This window comes from Micromonospora sp. CA-111912 (assembly GCF_050948415.1).
Taxonomy (GTDB): domain Bacteria; phylum Actinomycetota; class Actinomycetes; order Mycobacteriales; family Micromonosporaceae; genus Micromonospora.
The window spans coordinates 5,173,284-5,191,301 of the sequence record NZ_CP192007.1; the positions used below are offsets into that span (position 1 = coordinate 5,173,284).

Below are 18,018 nucleotides of genomic sequence, written 5' to 3' on the forward strand. Positions count from 1 at the left end.
CGTCGTCAGCGGGTCACTTGCCGCCGGCGAGCTTCTCCCGCAGAGCGGCGAGCGCCTCGTCGGTGGCCAGGGTGCCGGCCGGCTCCTCGGCCTGCCGGCTCGGGGCCGAGCTGGTCGAGGTGGTGGTGGTGGTGCCACCAGCGGACACCGGCGGAGCCGGGTTGGCAGCGGCCTCGGCGTCGGCAGCCCGGGAGGTCTGCACCTGCTTGGTGTGGGCCTCCCAGCGCTGACGGGCCTCGGCGTACTGGTTCTCCCAGGTCTCGCGCTGCTTGTCGTACCCCTCGAGCCACTCGCCCGTCTCGGGGTCGAAGCCGTCCGGGTAGATGTAGTTGCCCTCGGTGTCGTACGTCGCGGCCATGCCGTAGAGGGTCGGGTCGAAGTGCTCCTCGCCCTCGACGAAGCCCTCGTTGGCCTGCTTGAGCGACAGCGAGATCCGGCGACGCTCCAGGTCGATGTCGATGACCTTGACCATGACCTCGGAGCCGACCTGGACGACCTGCTCCGGGATCTCCACGTGGCGCTCGGCCAGCTCGGAGATGTGGACCAGGCCCTCGATGCCGTCGTCCACCCGGACGAAGGCGCCGAACGGCACCAGCTTGGTGACCTTACCCGGCACGATCTGCTGGATCGCGTGGGTGCGGGCGAACTGCCGCCACGGGTCCTCCTGGGTCGCCTTCAGCGACAGCGAGACCCGCTCGCGGTCCAGGTCGACGTCCAGAACCTCGACCTCGACCTCCTGGCCGACCTCGACGACCTCGGACGGGTGGTCGATGTGCTTCCAGGACAACTCGGAGACGTGCACGAGGCCGTCCACGCCGCCCAGGTCGACGAACGCGCCGAAGTTGACGATCGAGGACACGACGCCCTTGCGGACCTGGCCCTTCTGCAGCTTGTTGAGGAACTCGGTGCGCACCTCGGACTGCGTCTGCTCCAGCCAGGCCCGGCGGGACAGGACCACGTTGTTGCGGTTCTTGTCCAGCTCGATGATCTTGGCCTCGAGCTCGCGGCCGACGTACGGCTGCAGGTCACGCACCCGCCGCATCTCGACCAGGGACGCCGGCAGGAAGCCGCGGAGCCCGATGTCGAGGATGAGGCCACCCTTGACGACCTCGATGACCGAGCCGCGGACGACGCCGTCCTCGTCCTTGATCTTCTCGATCGTGCCCCAGGCCCGCTCGTACTGCGCCCGCTTCTTGGAGAGGATCAGACGACCCTCCTTGTCCTCCTTCTGGAGGACCAGGGCCTCGATGTGGTCACCGACCGAGACGACCTCGGCGGGATCCACGTCGTGCTTGATCGACAACTCACGAGAGGGGATGACGCCCTCGGTCTTGTAGCCGATGTCGAGCAGGACCTCGTCCCGATCGACCTTGACGACGGTGCCTTCGACAATGTCGCCGTCGTTGAAGTACTTGATGGTCTCGTCGATCGCGGCGAGGAAAGCCTCCTCGGAACCGAGATCGTCGTGGGTGACCCGGGTGGCGCTCGAGGGGGCCTCGATGCTGCTCGTCATGTGGGCGGTTGCTCCGGTCGGATGGGTTTTGGGTTGTCACTGCAGGCTGGTGTCGCGGTGACCTGTTCGCGCCAACGGATCCGTCGCCGGGCACACCGAACGATCGCTGAGTGAGATCCTGATGTAGCTCCGTCGACCGCGCACCTGCTCCCTGCCGAGGCACACGATCCGCGAGCGCATCGTCCAGCCTACCGTGTGCATTACCACAGCGTGCAAGCCCCGGGCATAAGTGATCCAGCCCGCTTTCGTGATGCGCCGCCTCTTACGTCCCGACAGGCGCTGTTTTGCCCCTGTCCGGCCGGCGCCGCGCCGGGGGCGGCGGGCCGCCTCGGCGCGGAACCGGGGACCAGGCCGGATGGCCACTAGACTGCCGCGATGACCGACGATCGGGCGGGTGCCGCCACCCACGCCGACCACGCCGACCCGCAGGGCGTGCTGCGGCGCCCGGTCACCGACGCGGAGAGCCGCCGGGCCAACCGTGGCTGGTGGGACGCCGACGCCGACGACTACCAGGCGGAGCACGGCGCGTTCCTCGGCGATGTGGAGTTCGTCTGGTGCCCCGAGGGGCTGCGGGAGTCCGAGGCCCGGCTGCTCGGCGACGTCGCCGGGCGGCGGGTGCTGGAGGTGGGCGCCGGGGCGGCGGCCGTCGCCCGCTGGCTGGCCACGGCGGGGGCGAGACCCGTCGCGCTGGACCTGTCCATCGGCATGCTGCGGCACGCCGCGGCGGCCGCCGACCGCTCGGGTGTACGGGTGCCACTGGTGCAGGCCGACGCGCTCGCGCTGCCCTTCGCGGACGCGGCCTTCGACACCGCGTGTACGGCGTTCGGGGCGATCCCGTTCGTGGCCGACTCGGCGGCGGTGATGCGCGAGGTGTTCCGGGTGCTGCGGCCCGGCGGCCGGTGGGTGTTCTCGGTGACCCACCCGATGCGCTGGGTCTTCCTCGACGACCCGGGCCAGGACGGCCTGACGGCCGTGCACTCGTACTTCGACCGCTCCCCGTACGTGGAGCAGGACGCGGCGGGCGCGGCGACGTACGTCGAGCAGCACCGCACCCTCGGCGATCGGGTCCGCGAGCTGGTCGGCGCCGGGTTCCGGCTGGTCGACCTGGTGGAGCCGGAGTGGCCGGAGGAACACGAGGAGATCTGGGGGCAGTGGAGCCCGTTGCGCGGCCGGCTCTTTCCCGGCACCGCCATCTTCGTCGCGGAGAAGCCCGCCGACTGAGTGGTGTCGCACAGCGGGTGCGACATCCCGGGCGAGGGCCGGGGTTACGCTGACCGAGTGAGCGCCGAGCCGATCGCGACACCACCTGGCCCCTGGTGTCCGGACCCGATCCGGCAGCAGCGTGCCGACTACACGCTGGAAGACCTGCCCAATTTGCCGGACGACGCCCCGCGCGTCGAACTCGTCGACGGAGTCATCCAGGTGACACCCTCCCCCACCCTGGGCCATCAGGACATCTCCCTGCTCCTGGCCCGCTGGTTGTTGCAACACGCGCCCGACCATCTCCGCGCCACGCAGGCCGTCGGGGTGGCGCTCAACGCGAACACCAGCCGACAGCCGGACGTGCTGCTGCGCCGCGCCGAGGTGCGGTCCGACCGTTCCCTGCTCCTGCCGGAGGACGTCGTCCTCGCGGTGGAGGTGGTGTCCCCCGGCACCCGGCGGGTCGACCGCTTCGCCAAGCCGGGCGAGTACGCCGCCGCCGGCATCCCGTTCTACTGGCGCATCGAGCAGGATCCGGTGCACGTGTACGCGTACCGCCTCAGCGGCCAGCTCAGCCTGAGCGGTGAGCGGCAGTACGAGCTGGTCGCCGACAGCGCGGAGCTGATCGAGCTGACCGAGCCATTCGAGATCAAGCTGCCGGTCGCCGAGCTCACCGCGTAGCCGCCGCCCGTTTGGCCGGTGACGCCCCGGGTAGCCAGCCTCATGGCCGAGAAGAAGTTCAGCAGGGGTGACCACGTCTCCTGGGCCAGCCACAGCGGCCGCGCCCACGGAGTGGTGCGGGAGGAGCTGACCGAGCGGACGCACGTGCGCGGGCACACCGTGAACGCGTCGCAGGACGAGCCGCAGTACCGCATCCGCGTCGACGACTCGGGACGGGACGTCGCCCACCGGCCGGAGGTGCTGCGCCGTGAGCAGGGCTGAGCGGGGACGCGACACGTACCGGGAGTTCGCCGAGGCGGTGAACATGAAGCCGGGCGAGCTGTCGACGTGGTTGGAGACCGACGAGTCGAAGCAGGTCGGCTCGCACAAGGGCGGCCGGGCGGGCGGCGGCGAGTCGGTCGGGCACGAGTCCGGCCGGAAGATCATCAACCTGCTGCGGCGCGGTCGGGCCGGGCTGTCCGAGGCCGACTACCAGCACATGCGCAAGGTCGTCGGGTACGTCCGCCGGCACATGGCGCAGCGGCCGTCCGGGAACGTGCGCGACACGAAGTGGCGGTGGTCGCTGATGAACTGGGGCCACGACCCGCTCAAGTGAACGGGCCGCAGCCCCGGTGCACGGTGACCGGGGCTGCGGCGACCGAGCGCCCCGGCGACCGGGTGGAGCGTCAGTGGTCGGCGCTGTTCCAGTCGCGGCCCTCCCCGAGGGACACCTCCAGCGGCACCGACAGCGGGTAGGCCCCGCCCATCTCCTTGCGGACCAGCGCCTCCAGGGCGTCCCGCTCGCCCGGGGCCACCTCGAAGACCAGCTCGTCGTGCACCTGGAGCAGCATCCGGGACCGCAGGCCGGCGTCGCGCAGCGCCGCGTCGACGTGCAGCATGGCGACCTTGATGATGTCGGCGGCCGAGCCCTGGATCGGGGCGTTCAGCGCCATCCGCTCGGCCATCTCCCGGCGCTGCCGGTTGTCGCTGACCAGGTCGGGGAGGTATCGCCGGCGGCCCAGGAGGGTGGAGGTGTAGCCGTCGCGCCGGGCCCGGGCGACGACCTCGTTGAGGTAGTCGCGGACGCCGCCGAAGCCGGCGAAGTAGTTTTCCATCAGCCCGCGCGCCTCCTCGGCGGTGATCCCGAGCTGCTGGGACAGGCCGAACGTGCTCAGCCCGTACGCCAGGCCGTAGTTCATCGCCTTGATCTTGCGGCGCTGGTCGGCGGTGACCGCCTCCACGGGCACCCCGAACACCGATGACGCGGTGGCGGCGTGGAAGTCCCGGCCGGAGTTGAAGGCCTCGATCAGCGCGTCGTCCGACGACAGGTGCGCCATGATCCGCATCTCGATCTGGCTGTAGTCGGCGGTGAGCAGGCAGTCGTACCCCTGCCCCACGACGAAGGCCCGGCGGATCCGCCGGCCCTCCTCAGTGCGGATCGGGATGTTCTGCAGGTTGGGGTCGGTGGAGGAGAGCCGGCCGGTGGCCGCCACCGTCTGCTTGAACGTGGTGTGGATGCGGCCGTCGTCGGAGACCGACTTGAGCAGGCCGTCGACGGTCGACTTGAGCTTGGCCACGTCCCGGTGGCGCAGCAGGTGCTCCAGCACCGGCAGCGGGTTCTGCGCGTGGAGCCACTGGAGGGCGTCGGCGTCCGTGGTGTAGCCGGTCTTGATCTTCTTGGTCTTGGGCAGCCCCAGCTCGCCGAAGAGCAGTTCCTGGAGCTGCTTCGGCGAGCCCAGGTTGAACTCCCGCCCCACCGCGGCGTAGGCGCCCTGGGCGGCGGCCTTGACCTCGCCCGCGAAGTGCGCCTCCAGCTCCTGGAGGTAGTCCAGGTCTGCGGCGATGCCGACCTGCTGGATCGTGGCGAGCACCTCCGACAGCGGCAGCTCGACCCCCGCCATCAGCCGGGCGGACTGCTCGCCGTCGCGGGACAGCTCGGCGTCGATCGCGTCGGCCAGGTCGAGGGTGGCTCGGGCCTGGAGCATCAAATTCTGCTCGGCCTCGCCGTCGTCGCCGAAGCCGTCGAGGGTGAGCTGACCGGTCTCCGGGGCGTCGACCCGCAGCTCCCGGTGCAGGTAGCGCAGCGCCAGGTCGGTCAGGTCGTAGGAGCGCTGGTCGGGGCGGGCCAGGTAGGCGGCCAGCTCGGTGTCGCGGGCCACGCCCGCCAGGGACCAGCCACGGGCGGCGAACGCCAGCCGGGCGTGCTTGCTGTCGTGCACCACCTTGGGCCGCTGCGGGTCGGCCAGCCAGCCGGACAGGGCCCGCTCGTCGGCCTCGGCCAGCTGCGCCGGGTCGAACCAGGCCGCCTGGCCGGCCGCCAGCGCCAGGGCCACGCCGTCGAGCTGAGGCTCGTACCGCTCCCGGGGGGTGGTCGGCTTCGCCGGGGTCTTCACCGCGACGCCGACCTGGACGCCGGCCGGGGCGTGCGCGTCGAGCCAGCCGGCCAGCGCGCCGGGCTCGGTGAGCTTCTCGCCGGTCAGGTCGAACCCGGCCTCCGCCTCCGGTTCCACGGCCTCCAGGTACTGGTAGAGCCGGTCGCGCAGGATGCGGAACTCCAGGGTGTCGAAGACCTGGTGCACCGCCTCCCGGTCCCAGCCGGCCCAGCGGGCGTCCTCGGGGCGGACCGGCAGCTCCAGGTCGGAGACCAGGCAGTTGATCTCGTAGTTGCGGATCACGTCGGCGAGCCGCTCGCGCAGGCTGTCGCCGGCCTTGCCCTTGATCTCGTCCGCGTGCGCGATGACGCCGTCGACCCCGCCGTACAGGTTGATCCACTTGGCGGCGGTCTTCGGCCCCACCCCGGGCACGCCCGGCAGGTTGTCGCTGGTCTCGCCGACCAGGGCGGCCAGGTCGCGGTAGCGCTGCGGGCCGACGCCGTACTTCGTCTCGATCGCGGCGGCGTCCATCCGGGCCAGGTCGGAGACGCCCTTTCGCGGGTAGAGCACCGTGATGTTGTCGTCGATGAGCTGGAAGGCGTCCCGGTCGCCGCTGGAGATCAGCACCGTCATGCCCTGGTCGCGGGCCTGGCAGGCGAGGGTGGCGATGATGTCGTCGGCCTCGTAGCCCTCCATCTCCACCACCGGGATCTGGAGCGCGGCCAGAACCTCCTTGACGAGGCTGACCTGGCCCTTGAAGTCCGCCGGGGTCTCGCTGCGGCCCGCCTTGTACTCCGCGTACTTCTCGGTGCGGAAGGAGCGGCGGGACACGTCGAAGGCGACGACGATGTGGGTCGGCTGCTCGTCGCGCAGCGCGTTGATCAGCATCGAGGTGAAGCCGTAGACGGCATTTGTCGGCTGCCCGGTCGTGGTGGAGAAGTTCTCCACCGGCAGGGCGAAGAAGGCCCGGTATGCCAAGGAGTGTCCGTCGACGAGGAGCAGGCGTGGCGTCGTAGCTGTCACGCGAGCGACTCTAGCCCGTACGCCCGACAGCCCACGCCCGCCACGGCCGCGCACGGGCCGGCGGGAACACGATCCGCTCGCTAGGGTATCGACACACATGCCTGGACGGGGGAATAGGAATGCGTAAGACGATCATGCGTGTCGCCGTGCTGGCGCTCGTGGCCGCCGGCGGGCTCGCCGTGGCGGCCACGCCGGCCCAGGCCGGCGGCTGGATCACCCACAGCCTGTACGGCAGCCTGGCGGCGTGCCAGAGCGCCGGCGCCGGCTACGTGGCCGGCATCTACGACAGCTACCAGTGCAATCTCGGCACCTGGCCGTGCTCCGCGGCGGCCGCCACGGACGCGGCCACCGGCGTGCCCGAGGCCGTCCTCTACGACCGGTGCGGCGATCGCGGCTACATCCTCCGGCTCTACATCAGCTAGCCGGGCCACACGGCGGCGGCCGCCCGCTCCCCTCGCGGGGAACGGACGGCCGCCGGCGGCGCGGGGTCAGGCCACGCCGAGGTACGCCTCCTTGACCGCCGGGTCGTGCAGGAGGTCGCGACCGCTGCCCTCCTTGACGATCCGCCCGGTCTCCAGCACGTACCCCCGGTGGGCCCGGGACAGCGCCTGCTGGGCGTTCTGCTCCACCAGCAGGATCGTGGTGCCCTGCTCGTTGATCCGAGTGATGATCTCGAAGATCTGCTGGATCAGCTTCGGCGCCAGACCCATCGACGGCTCGTCGAGCAGCAGCAGCCGCGGCCGGGCCATCAGCGCCCGACCCACGGCGAGCATCTGCTGCTCACCGCCGGAGAGGGTGCCGCCGGCCTGCTTGCGCCGCTCCGCCAGCCGGGGGAACAGGTCCAGCACCATCGCCATGTCCTTGGCGATCTCGGCCTTGTCCCGGCGGGTGTACGCCCCCATCTCCAGGTTCTCCATCACCGTCATGCCGGGGAACACGCCCCGGCCCTCGGGCGCCTGCCCGATCCCGCGGGTCACCCGCAGGTCGGCCCGCATCCGGGTGACGTCCGTGCCGTCGAAGACGATCGAGCCCTGGGCCACCGGGCGCAGCCCGGAGATCGCCCGCATGGTGGTGGTCTTGCCCGCGCCGTTGGCGCCGATGAGCGCGACCACCTCGCCCTCGTTGACCACCAGGCTGATCCCGTGCAGCGCCTGGATGCGCCCGTACAGCAGGGTCAGGTCCTTGATCTCAAGCAGCATCGGTCGGCACCCCCAGGTACGCGGCGATCACCTTCGGGTTGTCCCGGACCTCGGCCGGCAGCCCTTCGGCGATCTTCTTGCCGAACTCCAACACGACGATCCGGTCGGTCACGCCCATCACCAGCCGCATGTCGTGCTCGATCAACAGCACGGTCGTGCCGTTGTCGCGGATCAACCGGATCAGGCCGAGCAGTTCCTCCTTCTCCGCCGGGGTGAAGCCGGCGGCCGGCTCGTCCAGGCAGAGCAGGGCGGGGTCCGTCGCGAGAGCCCGGGCGATCTCCAGCCGGCGCTGTTCGCCGTACGACAGGTTGCGGGACAGGTCGTTCGCGCGCCGCTCGATGCCGACGAACCGCAGCAGTTCGTACGCCTTCTCCCGGCCCTCCCGCTCCTCCCGCCAGTGCCGCGGCAGCCGCAGCATGGCCGAGATGACGCTGGTCTTGTGGTGGACGTCCGCGCCCACCATCACGTTCTCCAGCGCCGTCATCTCGGGGAAGAGCCGGATGTTCTGGAACGTCCGGGCGATGCCGGCCTTGGTGATCCACGACCGCCGCTTGCCGTTGGTGCGCTGCCCCTTGAACCGGATCTCGCCCTCGGTGGGCCGGTAGACGCCGGTCATCGCGTTGAAGCAGGTCGTCTTGCCGGCGCCGTTCGGGCCGATCAGGCCGAGGATCTCCCCCTTGTAGAGGGTGAAATTGACCTTGTCGAGGGCGACCACGCCGCCGAAGCGCAGCGTGACGTCGTCGACCTCCAGCAGCGGCTCCCGCCCTGCCGCGTCCCGCGCCGCCGGGGCGGTGGCCGTGGGCCCGTCGGGGCCCTTCGCTGGCGGCACGCCGACCGTGCTGCGGCCGTCGGCGGTGACGTCGCGGTCGCTGCTGGCGTCGCGCTCGCTCTTCATCTGCGGGTCACTCACTGGGCACCTTCTCCTGCGGAACCGCCTCCTGGCGCCGGTCGGCGAACTCCGCCGCCCGCCGCCGGTTGGGCACGATACCCTGCGGACGGAAGATCATCATCACGATGACGACCAGGCCGAAGATCAGGATCCGGTACTCCGCCGCGTCGAACTCCACCCCCAGCAGTTCGCCGACGCCGCGCAACCACTCCGGCAGGTACCAGGTGATCGCGCCGCCGACGATGGCGCCCTTGATGTTGCCGACACCACCCAGGATGACCGCCGCGAGCACCAGGATGGAGCTCTCCAGCACGAACTGGTCCGAGTTGATGAACGTCTGCTTGCCGGCGAAGACGGCACCGGTCAGACCGGCCACCGCCGCCCCGATCGCGAACGCCCAGAGCTTGTACTTGAACGTCGGCACGCCCATGACCTCGGCGGCGTCCTCGTCCTCGCGGGTGGCGACCCAGGCCCGGCCGACCCGGCTGTTGGCCAGGTTCCGCACCAGCACGATCACCAGGAGGATCAACGTCAGCAGGAGCCAGTAGTACGGCCGGGCGTCCACCACCCCGAACAGCGGCTTGCCGTCCGAGCCGGAGCCCGGCGGGTGCGGGATTCCCGGGATGCCCCGCTGCCCCTGGGCGATGCCCTCGTTGCGGGCGGCGTAGAGCCGGATCATCTCGGCGAAGCCGAGGGTCACGATGGCCAGGTAGTCGCCGCGCAGCCGCAGCGTCGGGCCACCGAGGACGACGCCGGAGATCATCGCGACCATGACCGCGATCGGCACCGCCGCCAGCCACGGCCATTCCGTCCCGAACCGGCTCTCCGGCGAGGTCAGCAACGCGACCGTGTACGCGCCGAGCGCGTAGAAGCCGAAATAGCCCAGGTCGAGCAGGCCGGCGAAGCCGACCACCACGTTGAGCCCCACGGCCAGCAGGACGAAGACCGCGGTGTCGAACAGCACGCCCGCGAAGTCCGACCGGGTGGTGTAGAGAGCGAAGTACTCGCTCCCGATCGGGAAGCCCAGGTACTCGTAGAACCACTTGTTGGGCAGGATGTAGAGCAGGACGATCAGCGCCGCGAGGGCGGCCCAGCGGACCTGCTTGGGCATGGCCGCCCAGCGGCCCTTGAAGCCGGCGGGCCGACCCTTGTCCACGGTGGCGGTCATGCGCGCGCCCTCCCGAGAGATTCGCCGAGCAGGCCGGTGGGCCGGAACATCAGCAGCACGATCAGCAGCACGAAGCCGGTGAAGTCCTTCCAGTCTCCGCCGAACAGGCCGGCGGCGTAGTTCTCCGCCACCCCGAGCAGCAGGCCGCCGAGCAGCGCGCCACGCAGGTTGCCGATGCCACCGAGCACCGCCGCCGCGAACGCCTTCAGCCCGATCAGGAAGCCGACGTTGAACTTCGTGAAGCCGTAGCGGACGTTCCACAGCAGCGCCGCGACGCCGGCCATCAGGCCGCCGAGCACGAACACCAGCAGGATCACCCGGTTCTTGTTCACGCCCATCAGGGCGGCGGTGTCCGGGTCCTGGGCCACCGCCCGGATGCCGCGGCCGAGTCGGCTGCGGTTCACGAACTGGTCCAGGCCGACCATCATCACCAGCGTCACGCCGAGGATCAGCAGCTGGATGTTGGTGACGGCCGCGCCGAAAACGGTGAACAGCGTCTCGGAGGGGAGCAGCGTCGGCATGCCGAACGGCGCCCGGGAGGTGCCGATGCCGAAGGACTCGGCGAGCACGAACGACGCGCCGATCGCGGTGATGAGGAAGGCCAGCGGTGGCGCGTTGCGCCGCCGCAGCGGCCGGTAGGCGACCAGCTCCACGGTCACCGCCGTCGCCGCGGAGGCGACGCCCGCCACGATCAGGCCGGCCGCCAGCGCGAGGATCAGCGGGCCGAGGGCCGGCGCGGCGGAGTTCTGGTCGTAGCCGAGGGCCTCCCAGGTCCAGAAGGCGGTGAAGGTACCGACCATGAAGACCTCGGAGTGGGCAAAGTTGATCAGGCGGAGGACGCCGTAGACCAGGGTGTAGCCGAGGGCGACCAGGGCGTAGATCGCGCCCTGTTCCAGCCCGGTGATGGTCAGGGCCGGGAAATTCCCGAACAACTCATCGAAGTTCAAGTGGGGCTCCAACTGTGCGGCCAAACGAGGCGGCCGGGAGGTTCACTCCCGGCCGCGTCGTCTGGTATCCCTGGCGGGACCGGAGAACCGGTCAGGCCTTCGGGATCTCGATGTCCGGAACGACCTTGCCCGCGTTGACCTTGAACGCCCAGACCAGCACCTGCGCCGGGTCCAGCTCGCCACTGGCCTCGAACTTGTAGGTCACACCGGTGGCGGGGCCGGCCTTGTTGTAGGCCTTCACGAAGGCGAGGAGGTCGGCGCGGGTGACCTTGCCGGCCTTGATGCCCTCGAGGTAGATCTTGGTGATGTCGTACGACACGTCGGCGTAGGTGCCCGGCTCGGCGTTCTCGAAGGCCGCCTTGTAGTCGGTCACGAAGGTGCCCTTGGCCGCGGTGGCCGGGGCGCAGGGGCAGGTCAGGACGGTGCCCTCGGCGACCGCCTGGCCGGCGACCTTGATGAAGAGGGCGTCGTTCACGCCGTCGCCGGCGACCATGGTGCCCTTCCAGCCGGCGCCCTTGAGCTGCTTGAGCAGCAGGCCCGCCTCGGTGTAGTAGCCACCGAAGAAGAGGGCGGTCGCGCCACTGCCGACGATCTTGGTGACGACCGCGGAGAAGTTGGTCTGCTTGACCTGGATCTTGTCCTCGCCGGTGACCGAGCCGAGGACCTTCTTGACCTCGCTCACCAGGCCCGTGCCGTACGCCGACTGGTCGTCGACGACGTAGACCTTCTCGGCCTTCAGCACGTTCTTGATGTAGCGACCGGCAGCCGGGCCCTGCGAGGTGTCGTTGCCGACGCCCCGGTGGTAGACCTTCCAGCCCTTGGTGGTCAGAGTCGGGTTGGTCGCCGACGGGGTGATGACCGGCAGGCCGGCCGCGTCGAAGATCGGGCCGCCCACCTCGGACTCGCCGGAGAACGCCGGGCCGACGAGGCCGACGACCTTGGTGTCGCCCACCGCCTTCTGCGCCAGCGGCGGGGCCTTGGCCGGGTCGCCCTGCGAGTCGTACTGCTCGAGGTTGACCTTGCAGTCCGCGTTGTCCTTGTTGTACTGGTCGATCGCCAGCTTGGTGCCGTTGCGCATGTGGATACCGAGACCCGCGGCGTCGCCGGTGAGCGGGCCGAAGAAGCCGATCTTGAGGTCACAGGCGGCGGAGCTGCCACCCTCCTCGGTGCCGCTGTCGGCCTTACACGCGGCCGTGCCACTGAAAACGAGCGCGCTGATGGCCACGCCACCGAGCACCCGTGCGAGCTTCTGCCTCACGGCTCGTACCCTCCTCCGTCCGAAGGCCCGAATCACCCGCCGCAATGTGGAAATTGGCTCTTGCTGGAGGGGATCGAACCGACCGCGAACCCGGTCTGGGGCGGGACGTTATCCCACCAGCAGGGCACGCCGTAAGACCTGGGAAGCGGGGTTGACCTAACCGTTACGTTGAGTGGCCAGATTCACTGAGGTGCTGTAACACACACCCTGCGGGGAAGGGCGAAATCGGACATCCGACACTGTCCGGAAACAAACCGCAGGCACGCTCAGCCGGGCCCGTCCGGCATTCGTGCCGACCAGACCCCGGCGCCCCGCGCGCCATCCACCAGCAGCAACACCCGGTCCCCCGCCCCGGCCACCGCGACCGACCGGTCCGCTCCCACCGGCAACGGGGCCGGCACCAGCACCGGCGACCAGCCGCCACCGTCCGTCGAGAACCAGGCCGCCCCGCCCGCGTCGGACAGGACCACCGCGACCATCCCACCGTCCACCGCCGCCAGGCCCGCCACCTGCGCCGACGCGCCCCCGGCCCGCTCCAGCACCCCGCCCGGCCGCCACCCAGCCCGGGTCGCCCCCGCAGCACCGCCGGGCCCCTCGATCCAGGCCCCCACGCCGTCACCGCGCCTACCCACCGCGACCAGCCGCTCCCCCGCCCGGACCACCCGCTGGAGATCGCCCGGCGTGTCCACGCCCGACAGCGCCTCCCGCCGCCAGCCCAGGCCGTCCGGCGAGGTCCACACCGCCGGGTCACCGCCCGGCCGCCCCGACGCCAGCTTCGACCCCACCAGCACCCAACCCGACGCTCCCGCGGCCACGTCCGCCGCCCAGGTCCGCCCCGCCGCGTCAGACGCCAGCGGCGGCACGCCGCTGACCAGCCGGAACTCCCCCGCGTCCACCGAGGACCAGGCCGCCGCACCGGTGCCCCGGTTACCGGCGATCACCCAGCCCTCCGGGCCGCCCGCGATCCGCCCCACATTCACCGCGTCCGGGCCGCCGAACACCTCGAACTCCGCCGGCACCTCCACCACAGAGCCGTCGGCGAGCTGCCGCCACGTGCTCACCCGGGGATTGCCGTGCGCCCCGCCGCTCTTCGCGCCCACCGCCGCCAGCCGGCCGTCGCGGCAGCCCACCGCCGTCAGCACGTTCTGCGCGCCGTACCCGCTGCGCGCCGCCAACCGCAACGGCGTCCACGCCGCCGTGTCCGGGCTGGACCACGCCGCCGGCCGGGTCACACCCGCCGCGTCCGCGACCGCGCCCACCACGAACCAGCGCCCGCCGCAGGCCGCCGCGTCGCGCAGCAGCAGCCGCCCCGGAGCGCCCGGCGGCGTCGGCAGGGTCACCGCCCGCCAGTCGGGGCGCAGCGGGGTCGGCTCCGACGCGGGACGCGGGGCCGACCAGCACCCGGCCAGCAGCACCGCGCACCCGGCCAGCACCGCCGAACACGCGGCCGCCACGCCAGGCATCGCCCGCAGGCGCCGAGAAGGCATGGACGCGATCATATCGATCGATCGCAGCGACGGGGAGCCCGCGAAGCGCCGGCCCCGCCGGACGGGGCCGTCAGGGGGCCGGCTGGGCCACCTCGCCGCCGGCGGTCTCGGCGAGGATCCGCTCGGCGACCTCCTTCATGGTCAGCCGGTGGTCCATCGCCGTGCGCTGGATCCACTTGAACGCCTGCGGCTCCGTCATCCCGTACGTGGTCATCAACGCGCCCTTGGCGCGCTCGACGGTCTTGCGGATCTCCAGCCGGTCGGTCAGGCCGGCGACCTCGGCCTCCAGCGCGGCGACCTCCGAGTACCGGGACAGCGCGATTTCCACCGCCGGCACCAGGTCGCTCTTCTGGAACGGCTTCACCAGGTACGCCATCGCGCCGGCCGCCCGGGCCCGCTCCACCAGGTCACGCTGGCTGAACGCGGTGAGGATGATCACCGGGGCGATCCGGGCGCCGGCGATCCGCTCGGCGGCGGCCAGCCCGTCCATGATCGGCATTTTGATGTCGAGGATGACCAGGTCGGGCTTCAGTTCCTCGGCGAGCCGGACGGCGGTCTCGCCGTCGCCGGCCTCGCCGACCACCTCGTAGCCCTCCTCGACCAGCATTTCGGCCAGGTCCAGCCGGATGAGCGCCTCGTCCTCGGCGATCAACACCCGCCTGCGCTCGGCATCCGTCTGCGTCTCGGCCACGAGCCACTCCCACCATCGATCATCGAACCACTGCCACCCATGTTCCCGCAGAAGCGTAGTCCGGTACAGTTGGGCCCACCCGCCGGGATGGTGGAACGGCATACACGGAAGTCTCAAACACTTCTGCCCGAAAGGGCTTGCGGGTTCGAATCCCGCTCCCGGCACTCTTGTCATACACCCGTTCGACCATATGGGCGTGCATCCTCCAGACATGCGTACGCGTGCTCGCGAGCCTCGCGCCCGTGGCCACGACATCAGGTCAGTGGCTCGCTCGCCGTCGCTGCCCTACAAGACTGGGTGGCACTGGTGTGTCGACCGCCCCGAGCGGGCCGTCGTCGGCACGGCGAAACGCTGCTACCGGTGCTCGCCCGAGGTCGACAATCCGACACGTCCGGATGCCTACGCCTACCTGCTCGGCCTCTACCTGGGCGACGGGCACCCCGTCCCGAAGAAGCACGAGCGGGCGATCGTCCTCGCCGGCTGGCAGCGCGAGATCGTCGCGGCGCACCCCGACGACTTCCTGCGCGGCCTGTTCCACTCCGACGGCCGCCGCGCGACCAACCGGGTGACCGTGCGCGGCAAGGAGTACGTCTATCCCCGTTACACGTTCGGCAACGAGTCCGCCGATGTCATGGGGCTCTGCCAGTGGGCACTGGACCTGCTGGGCGTCGCCTGGCGGATGTGCCGGCCCGACCTGCTGTCGGTGGCCCGGCGGGAGGCGGTCGCCGCCCTGGACCGGCACGTCGGCCCGAAGTCCTGAACGCAGGGCCGGACTTCTGCCGGTCAGCCGAGCGCGGCGAGCGCCTGCTCCAGGTCCGCCCGCAGGTCCTCCGGGTCCTCCAGGCCGACGGAGATCCGCAGCAGGCCGCCGACCGGCTTGGCGTCGCCTTCGACCGGCCGGTGGGTGAGCGAGGCCGGGTGCTGGATGAGGGTGTCCACCCCGCCGAGGGAGACGGCGTGGGTGATCAGCCGGCACGCCCCGGCGACGGCTGCGGCGGCGGACGCGCCACCGCGTACCTCGAAGGCGAGCAGGCTGCCGGTGCCGGCCATCTGCCGGCCGACGAGCCCGGCCGGGTCGTCGATGCCGGGGTGGTGCACGCGGGCGACGGCGGGGTGGCGGGCGAGCCAGCCGGCGAGCTTCTCGGCCCCGGCGGACTGGGCGCGGACCCGCACGGGCAGGGTCTGGAGGCCGCGGTGCAGCAGGTACGCGCCGAGGGGGTGCAGGATCGCGCCGGTGAGGGCGCGGACCTGGCGCAGCCGGGCGGCCCACTGGTCGTCGCAGGCGACGACGCCGGCGAGCACGTCGCCGTGGCCGCCGATGCTCTTGGTGGCGCTGTGCAGGACGAGCGCGGCGCCGTGCCGGGCGGGCTGCTGGAGGACGGGGGTGGCGACGGTGTTGTCGACGAGCAGGGGCACGTCGCCGGCGGCGGTGGCCAGGGCGGCGATGTCGACGAGGTCGAGGGTGGGGTTGGCGGGGGTCTCGACGATGACGAGGGCGGTGTCGGGGCGGACGGCGTCGGCGACGCCGTCGGGGTGGGCCCAGGTGACCTCGGTGCCGAGCAGGCCGGTGGCGAGGACGTGGTCGGTGCCGCCGTAGAGGGGGCGGACGGCGACGATGTGGCGCTTCCCGTCCCGGGTGGCGGCGAGGACGGTGGCGGTCAGGGCGGCCATGCCGCTGGCGAAGGCGACGGCGGCGGCGGTGCCTTCGAGCTCGGCGAGGGCGGTCTCGAAGCGGGCGACGGTGGGGTTCCAGAGGCGTTGGTAGACGGCGCTGCCGCCGGGTGGGAGGGTGCCGCCGGTGGCGAGGAGCTCGTACGCGTCGCCGCCGTCGGTGACCGACGGCAGGGGGTTGGTGGTGGACAGGTCGATGGGTGGGACGTGGACGCCGAGGGCGGCCAGGTCGGCGCGGCCGGCGTGCACTGCTCTGGTGTCCACGGTCGTCATGTGGGAAGCGTCGAACATCAGGGCGACGATCGGCAAGAGAGTCGCAGAAGATTCTGTTTGTCGGTCTTTGACAACGCGATAATTCGGAGCAGGATGGTGGAATGCCCCTCGCACCGAATGATGTGCGGCCCTTCGCCGCCCTGGACGACGTCGATCGCGCGATCCTGACCGAGTTGGCCGTGGACGGCCGGCTGCCGAACAACGCCCTGGCGGACCGGGTGGGGGTGGCACCGTCGACATGCCTGACCCGGACCCGGTCGCTGCGGGAGTGCGGGGCGATCCGGGGGTTCCACGCGGAGGTCGACCCGGCGGCGGTGGGACTGCCGTTGCAGGCCCTGGTGTCGGTGCGGCTGACGGCGCACGAGCGGGCGGCGGTGGACGCGTTCCGGGCCCGGTCGGTGCGGCTGCCCGGGGTGGTGTCGGTGTTCCACGTGGCGGGCGCGGAGGACTACGTGTTGCACGTGCGGGCGGCGTCGGGGGACGCGTTGCGGGACTTCGTGCTGGACCATCTCGCGGTGGACCCGGCGGTGCAGCACACCCAGACCAGCCTCATCTTCGAGCAGGCGCGCGGGATGGGTTGAGCCACACGTACCCGGCGAGGGGAACAATTCCGGCACACGGCGGGTTGGACGATCGCGTGATCAACGTACCGATGTCTGTTCTTGATCTTGCCCCGGTCGCGGCCGGCGCCACCGCCGGCGCGGCCCTGCGGCACACCACCGAGCTGGCCCGGCGCACGGAGGAGTTGGGCTACCGCCGGTTCTGGGTGGCCGAGCACCACAACATGCCGGCGATCGCGAGCTCCGCGCCGGCGGTGCTGCTCGCGCACCTGGCGGCGAACACCTCGACGATCCGCCTGGGCTCGGGCGGGGTGATGCTGCCCAACCACGCCCCGCTGGTGGTGGCCGAGCAGTTCGGCACCCTCGAGGCGCTGCACCCGGGCCGGATCGACCTGGGGATCGGCCGGGCACCGGGGACCGACCAGGTCACCGCGCTGGCGTTGCGCCGGACGATGGAGGGGCTGTCGGCCGAGGGGTTCCCCCGGGAACTGGCCGACCTGATGAACTACTTCTCCGGGGAGCGCCCGGGGCCGATCACGGCCACGCCGGGGCGGGGTTTGCAGCCCGCTGTCTGGCTGCTGGGGTCCAGCGGATTCAGCGCGCAGCTCGCCGGGTTGCTGGGGCTGCCGTTCTCGTTCGCGCACCACTTCAGCGCGCAGCACACGCTGCCCGCGCTGGCGCTGTACCGGCAGCACTTCCGGCCGTCGCGGTTCCTGGAGAAGCCGTACGCGATGGTGGCGGTGAACGCGGTCTGCGCGGACACCGACGAGCGGGCGGAGTGGCTGGCGGGGCCGAGCGCGCTGTCGTTCCTGAGGCTGCGCTCGGGGCGGCCGGAGCCCCTCGCCACGCCGGACGAGGCGGCGGCGTACCCGTACACGGAGGCGGAGCGGGAGTTCGCGCTCGCCAGGCGGGAGGGGCAGGCGCTGGGGTCGCCGGAGACGGTGCGCCGGCAGCTCACCGGCCTGCTGGAGCGCACCGGCGCGGACGAGCTGATGTTGACCACGCTGGTGTACGACGTGGCCGACCGGGTGCGCTCGTACGAGCTGATCGCGGACAAGGTGGCGAGCGGGCTGCGCCGGGACGGGTGAACCTTGTTGGAAACGCCCG

17 protein-coding genes, 1 tRNA gene and 1 pseudogene are annotated in these 18,018 nt (G+C 71.4%); 9 read left to right on the forward strand and 10 right to left on the reverse strand.

The window, feature by feature from the left end; translation table 11 throughout:
* Positions 1 to 13: 13 nt before the first annotated feature.
* Positions 14 to 1,513, reverse strand: coding sequence for a 30S ribosomal protein S1 (gene rpsA, locus ACQPZO_RS21260; protein ID WP_433343391.1), 1,500 nt, complete (start codon positions 1,511 to 1,513; stop codon positions 14 to 16).
* A 375-nt stretch (positions 1,514 to 1,888) separates the two neighbouring features.
* On the opposite strand from rpsA, the gene ACQPZO_RS21265 reads away from it, so the two are divergent.
* From ACQPZO_RS21265 to ACQPZO_RS21280, 4 genes and pseudogenes are all read left to right on the forward strand, one after another.
* Complete coding sequence (locus ACQPZO_RS21265) at positions 1,889 to 2,734, forward strand: class I SAM-dependent methyltransferase (RefSeq protein ID WP_433343392.1); 846 nt, start codon at positions 1,889 to 1,891, stop codon at positions 2,732 to 2,734.
* 57 nt (positions 2,735 to 2,791) lie between these two features.
* A complete protein-coding gene (locus ACQPZO_RS21270) occupies positions 2,792 to 3,394 on the forward strand; it encodes a Uma2 family endonuclease (RefSeq protein ID WP_433343394.1) in 603 nt (200 codons plus the stop codon).
* Between the two features lie 18 nt (positions 3,395 to 3,412).
* Entirely contained in the window at positions 3,413 to 3,655 is a 243-nt protein-coding gene (locus ACQPZO_RS21275) for a DUF2945 domain-containing protein (RefSeq protein WP_433343396.1), read from the forward strand.
* Positions 3,656 to 3,698: 43 nt separating this feature from the next.
* A pseudogene (locus ACQPZO_RS21280) lies at positions 3,699 to 3,986 on the forward strand (DUF3140 domain-containing protein); the annotation flags it as partial.
* 73 nt (positions 3,987 to 4,059) lie between these two features.
* Here the strand turns inward: ACQPZO_RS21280 and polA are convergent.
* Complete coding sequence (gene polA / locus ACQPZO_RS21285; protein ID WP_433343398.1) at positions 4,060 to 6,768, reverse strand: DNA polymerase I; 2,709 nt, start codon at positions 6,766 to 6,768, stop codon at positions 4,060 to 4,062.
* A gap of 119 nt (positions 6,769 to 6,887) precedes the next feature.
* On the opposite strand from polA, the gene ACQPZO_RS21290 reads away from it, so the two are divergent.
* Positions 6,888 to 7,190, forward strand: a complete 303-nt coding sequence (locus ACQPZO_RS21290; protein WP_433343400.1) for a hypothetical protein — start codon at positions 6,888 to 6,890, stop codon at positions 7,188 to 7,190.
* A gap of 66 nt (positions 7,191 to 7,256) precedes the next feature.
* Here ACQPZO_RS21290 and ACQPZO_RS21295 read toward each other — a convergent pair whose 3' ends face one another.
* The 7 genes from ACQPZO_RS21295 to ACQPZO_RS21325 form a co-directional block, all read right to left on the reverse strand.
* A complete protein-coding gene (locus ACQPZO_RS21295) occupies positions 7,257 to 7,967 on the reverse strand; it encodes an ABC transporter ATP-binding protein (RefSeq protein ID WP_433343402.1) in 711 nt (236 codons plus the stop codon).
* Entirely contained in the window at positions 7,957 to 8,877 is a 921-nt protein-coding gene (locus ACQPZO_RS21300; protein ID WP_433343404.1) for an ABC transporter ATP-binding protein, read from the reverse strand. Before ACQPZO_RS21300 ends, ACQPZO_RS21295 begins: the two co-directional genes overlap by 11 nt.
* On the reverse strand, positions 8,870 to 10,024 hold the full coding sequence (locus ACQPZO_RS21305) for a branched-chain amino acid ABC transporter permease (protein ID WP_433343406.1): 1,155 nt from the start codon (positions 10,022 to 10,024) through the stop codon (positions 8,870 to 8,872). The genes ACQPZO_RS21300 and ACQPZO_RS21305 overlap by 8 nt, the downstream gene beginning before the upstream one ends.
* On the reverse strand, positions 10,021 to 10,971 hold the full coding sequence (locus ACQPZO_RS21310; protein ID WP_433343408.1) for a branched-chain amino acid ABC transporter permease: 951 nt from the start codon (positions 10,969 to 10,971) through the stop codon (positions 10,021 to 10,023). The genes ACQPZO_RS21305 and ACQPZO_RS21310 overlap by 4 nt, the downstream gene beginning before the upstream one ends.
* 91 nt (positions 10,972 to 11,062) lie before the next feature.
* Positions 11,063 to 12,229, reverse strand: coding sequence for a branched-chain amino acid ABC transporter substrate-binding protein (locus tag ACQPZO_RS21315; RefSeq protein ID WP_433343410.1), 1,167 nt, complete (start codon positions 12,227 to 12,229; stop codon positions 11,063 to 11,065).
* Between the two features lie 266 nt (positions 12,230 to 12,495).
* Positions 12,496 to 13,716, reverse strand: a complete 1,221-nt coding sequence (locus ACQPZO_RS21320; RefSeq protein ID WP_433343411.1) for a hypothetical protein — start codon at positions 13,714 to 13,716, stop codon at positions 12,496 to 12,498.
* A gap of 70 nt (positions 13,717 to 13,786) precedes the next feature.
* Positions 13,787 to 14,407, reverse strand: a complete 621-nt coding sequence (locus tag ACQPZO_RS21325; protein WP_433343413.1) for an ANTAR domain-containing response regulator — start codon at positions 14,405 to 14,407, stop codon at positions 13,787 to 13,789.
* An 81-nt stretch (positions 14,408 to 14,488) separates the two neighbouring features.
* Between ACQPZO_RS21325 and ACQPZO_RS21330 the strand changes: the two genes are divergently transcribed.
* A tRNA-Leu gene (locus ACQPZO_RS21330) sits at positions 14,489 to 14,571 on the forward strand.
* 47 nt (positions 14,572 to 14,618) lie between these two features.
* The gene (locus ACQPZO_RS21335; protein ID WP_433343415.1) at positions 14,619 to 15,167 is read left to right on the forward strand and encodes a transcriptional regulator; all 549 of its coding nucleotides are present in this window, start codon (positions 14,619 to 14,621) and stop codon (positions 15,165 to 15,167) included.
* Positions 15,168 to 15,190: 23 nt separating this feature from the next.
* Here ACQPZO_RS21335 and ACQPZO_RS21340 read toward each other — a convergent pair whose 3' ends face one another.
* A complete protein-coding gene (locus tag ACQPZO_RS21340; RefSeq protein ID WP_433343416.1) occupies positions 15,191 to 16,369 on the reverse strand; it encodes a trans-sulfuration enzyme family protein in 1,179 nt (392 codons plus the stop codon).
* A gap of 83 nt (positions 16,370 to 16,452) precedes the next feature.
* On the opposite strand from ACQPZO_RS21340, the gene ACQPZO_RS21345 reads away from it, so the two are divergent.
* Both ACQPZO_RS21345 and ACQPZO_RS21350 read left to right on the forward strand, forming a co-directional pair.
* On the forward strand, positions 16,453 to 16,932 hold the full coding sequence (locus ACQPZO_RS21345; protein WP_350885069.1) for an Lrp/AsnC family transcriptional regulator: 480 nt from the start codon (positions 16,453 to 16,455) through the stop codon (positions 16,930 to 16,932).
* A gap of 71 nt (positions 16,933 to 17,003) precedes the next feature.
* A complete protein-coding gene (locus ACQPZO_RS21350) occupies positions 17,004 to 17,999 on the forward strand; it encodes an LLM class flavin-dependent oxidoreductase (protein ID WP_433343419.1) in 996 nt (331 codons plus the stop codon).
* The last annotated feature ends 19 nt before the right edge of the window (positions 18,000 to 18,018 follow it).

Coding starts and splice junctions, on each gene's coding strand:
- ACQPZO_RS21290 (WP_433343400.1), top strand. CDS start 6,888: ATGCGTAAGACGATCATGCGTGTCGCCGTGCTGGCGCTCGTGGCCGCC.
- ACQPZO_RS21345 (WP_350885069.1), top strand. CDS start 16,453: ATGCCCCTCGCACCGAATGATGTGCGGCCCTTCGCCGCCCTGGACGAC.
- ACQPZO_RS21295 (WP_433343402.1), bottom strand. CDS start 7,967: ATGCTGCTTGAGATCAAGGACCTGACCCTGCTGTACGGGCGCATCCAG.
- ACQPZO_RS21265 (WP_433343392.1), top strand. CDS start 1,889: ATGACCGACGATCGGGCGGGTGCCGCCACCCACGCCGACCACGCCGAC.
- rpsA (WP_433343391.1), bottom strand. CDS start 1,513: ATGACGAGCAGCATCGAGGCCCCCTCGAGCGCCACCCGGGTCACCCAC.
- ACQPZO_RS21350 (WP_433343419.1), top strand. CDS start 17,004: ATGTCTGTTCTTGATCTTGCCCCGGTCGCGGCCGGCGCCACCGCCGGC.
- ACQPZO_RS21335 (WP_433343415.1), top strand. CDS start 14,619: ATGCGTACGCGTGCTCGCGAGCCTCGCGCCCGTGGCCACGACATCAGG.
- ACQPZO_RS21305 (WP_433343406.1), bottom strand. CDS start 10,024: ATGACCGCCACCGTGGACAAGGGTCGGCCCGCCGGCTTCAAGGGCCGC.
- ACQPZO_RS21320 (WP_433343411.1), bottom strand. CDS start 13,716: ATGCCTTCTCGGCGCCTGCGGGCGATGCCTGGCGTGGCGGCCGCGTGT.
- ACQPZO_RS21340 (WP_433343416.1), bottom strand. CDS start 16,369: ATGTTCGACGCTTCCCACATGACGACCGTGGACACCAGAGCAGTGCAC.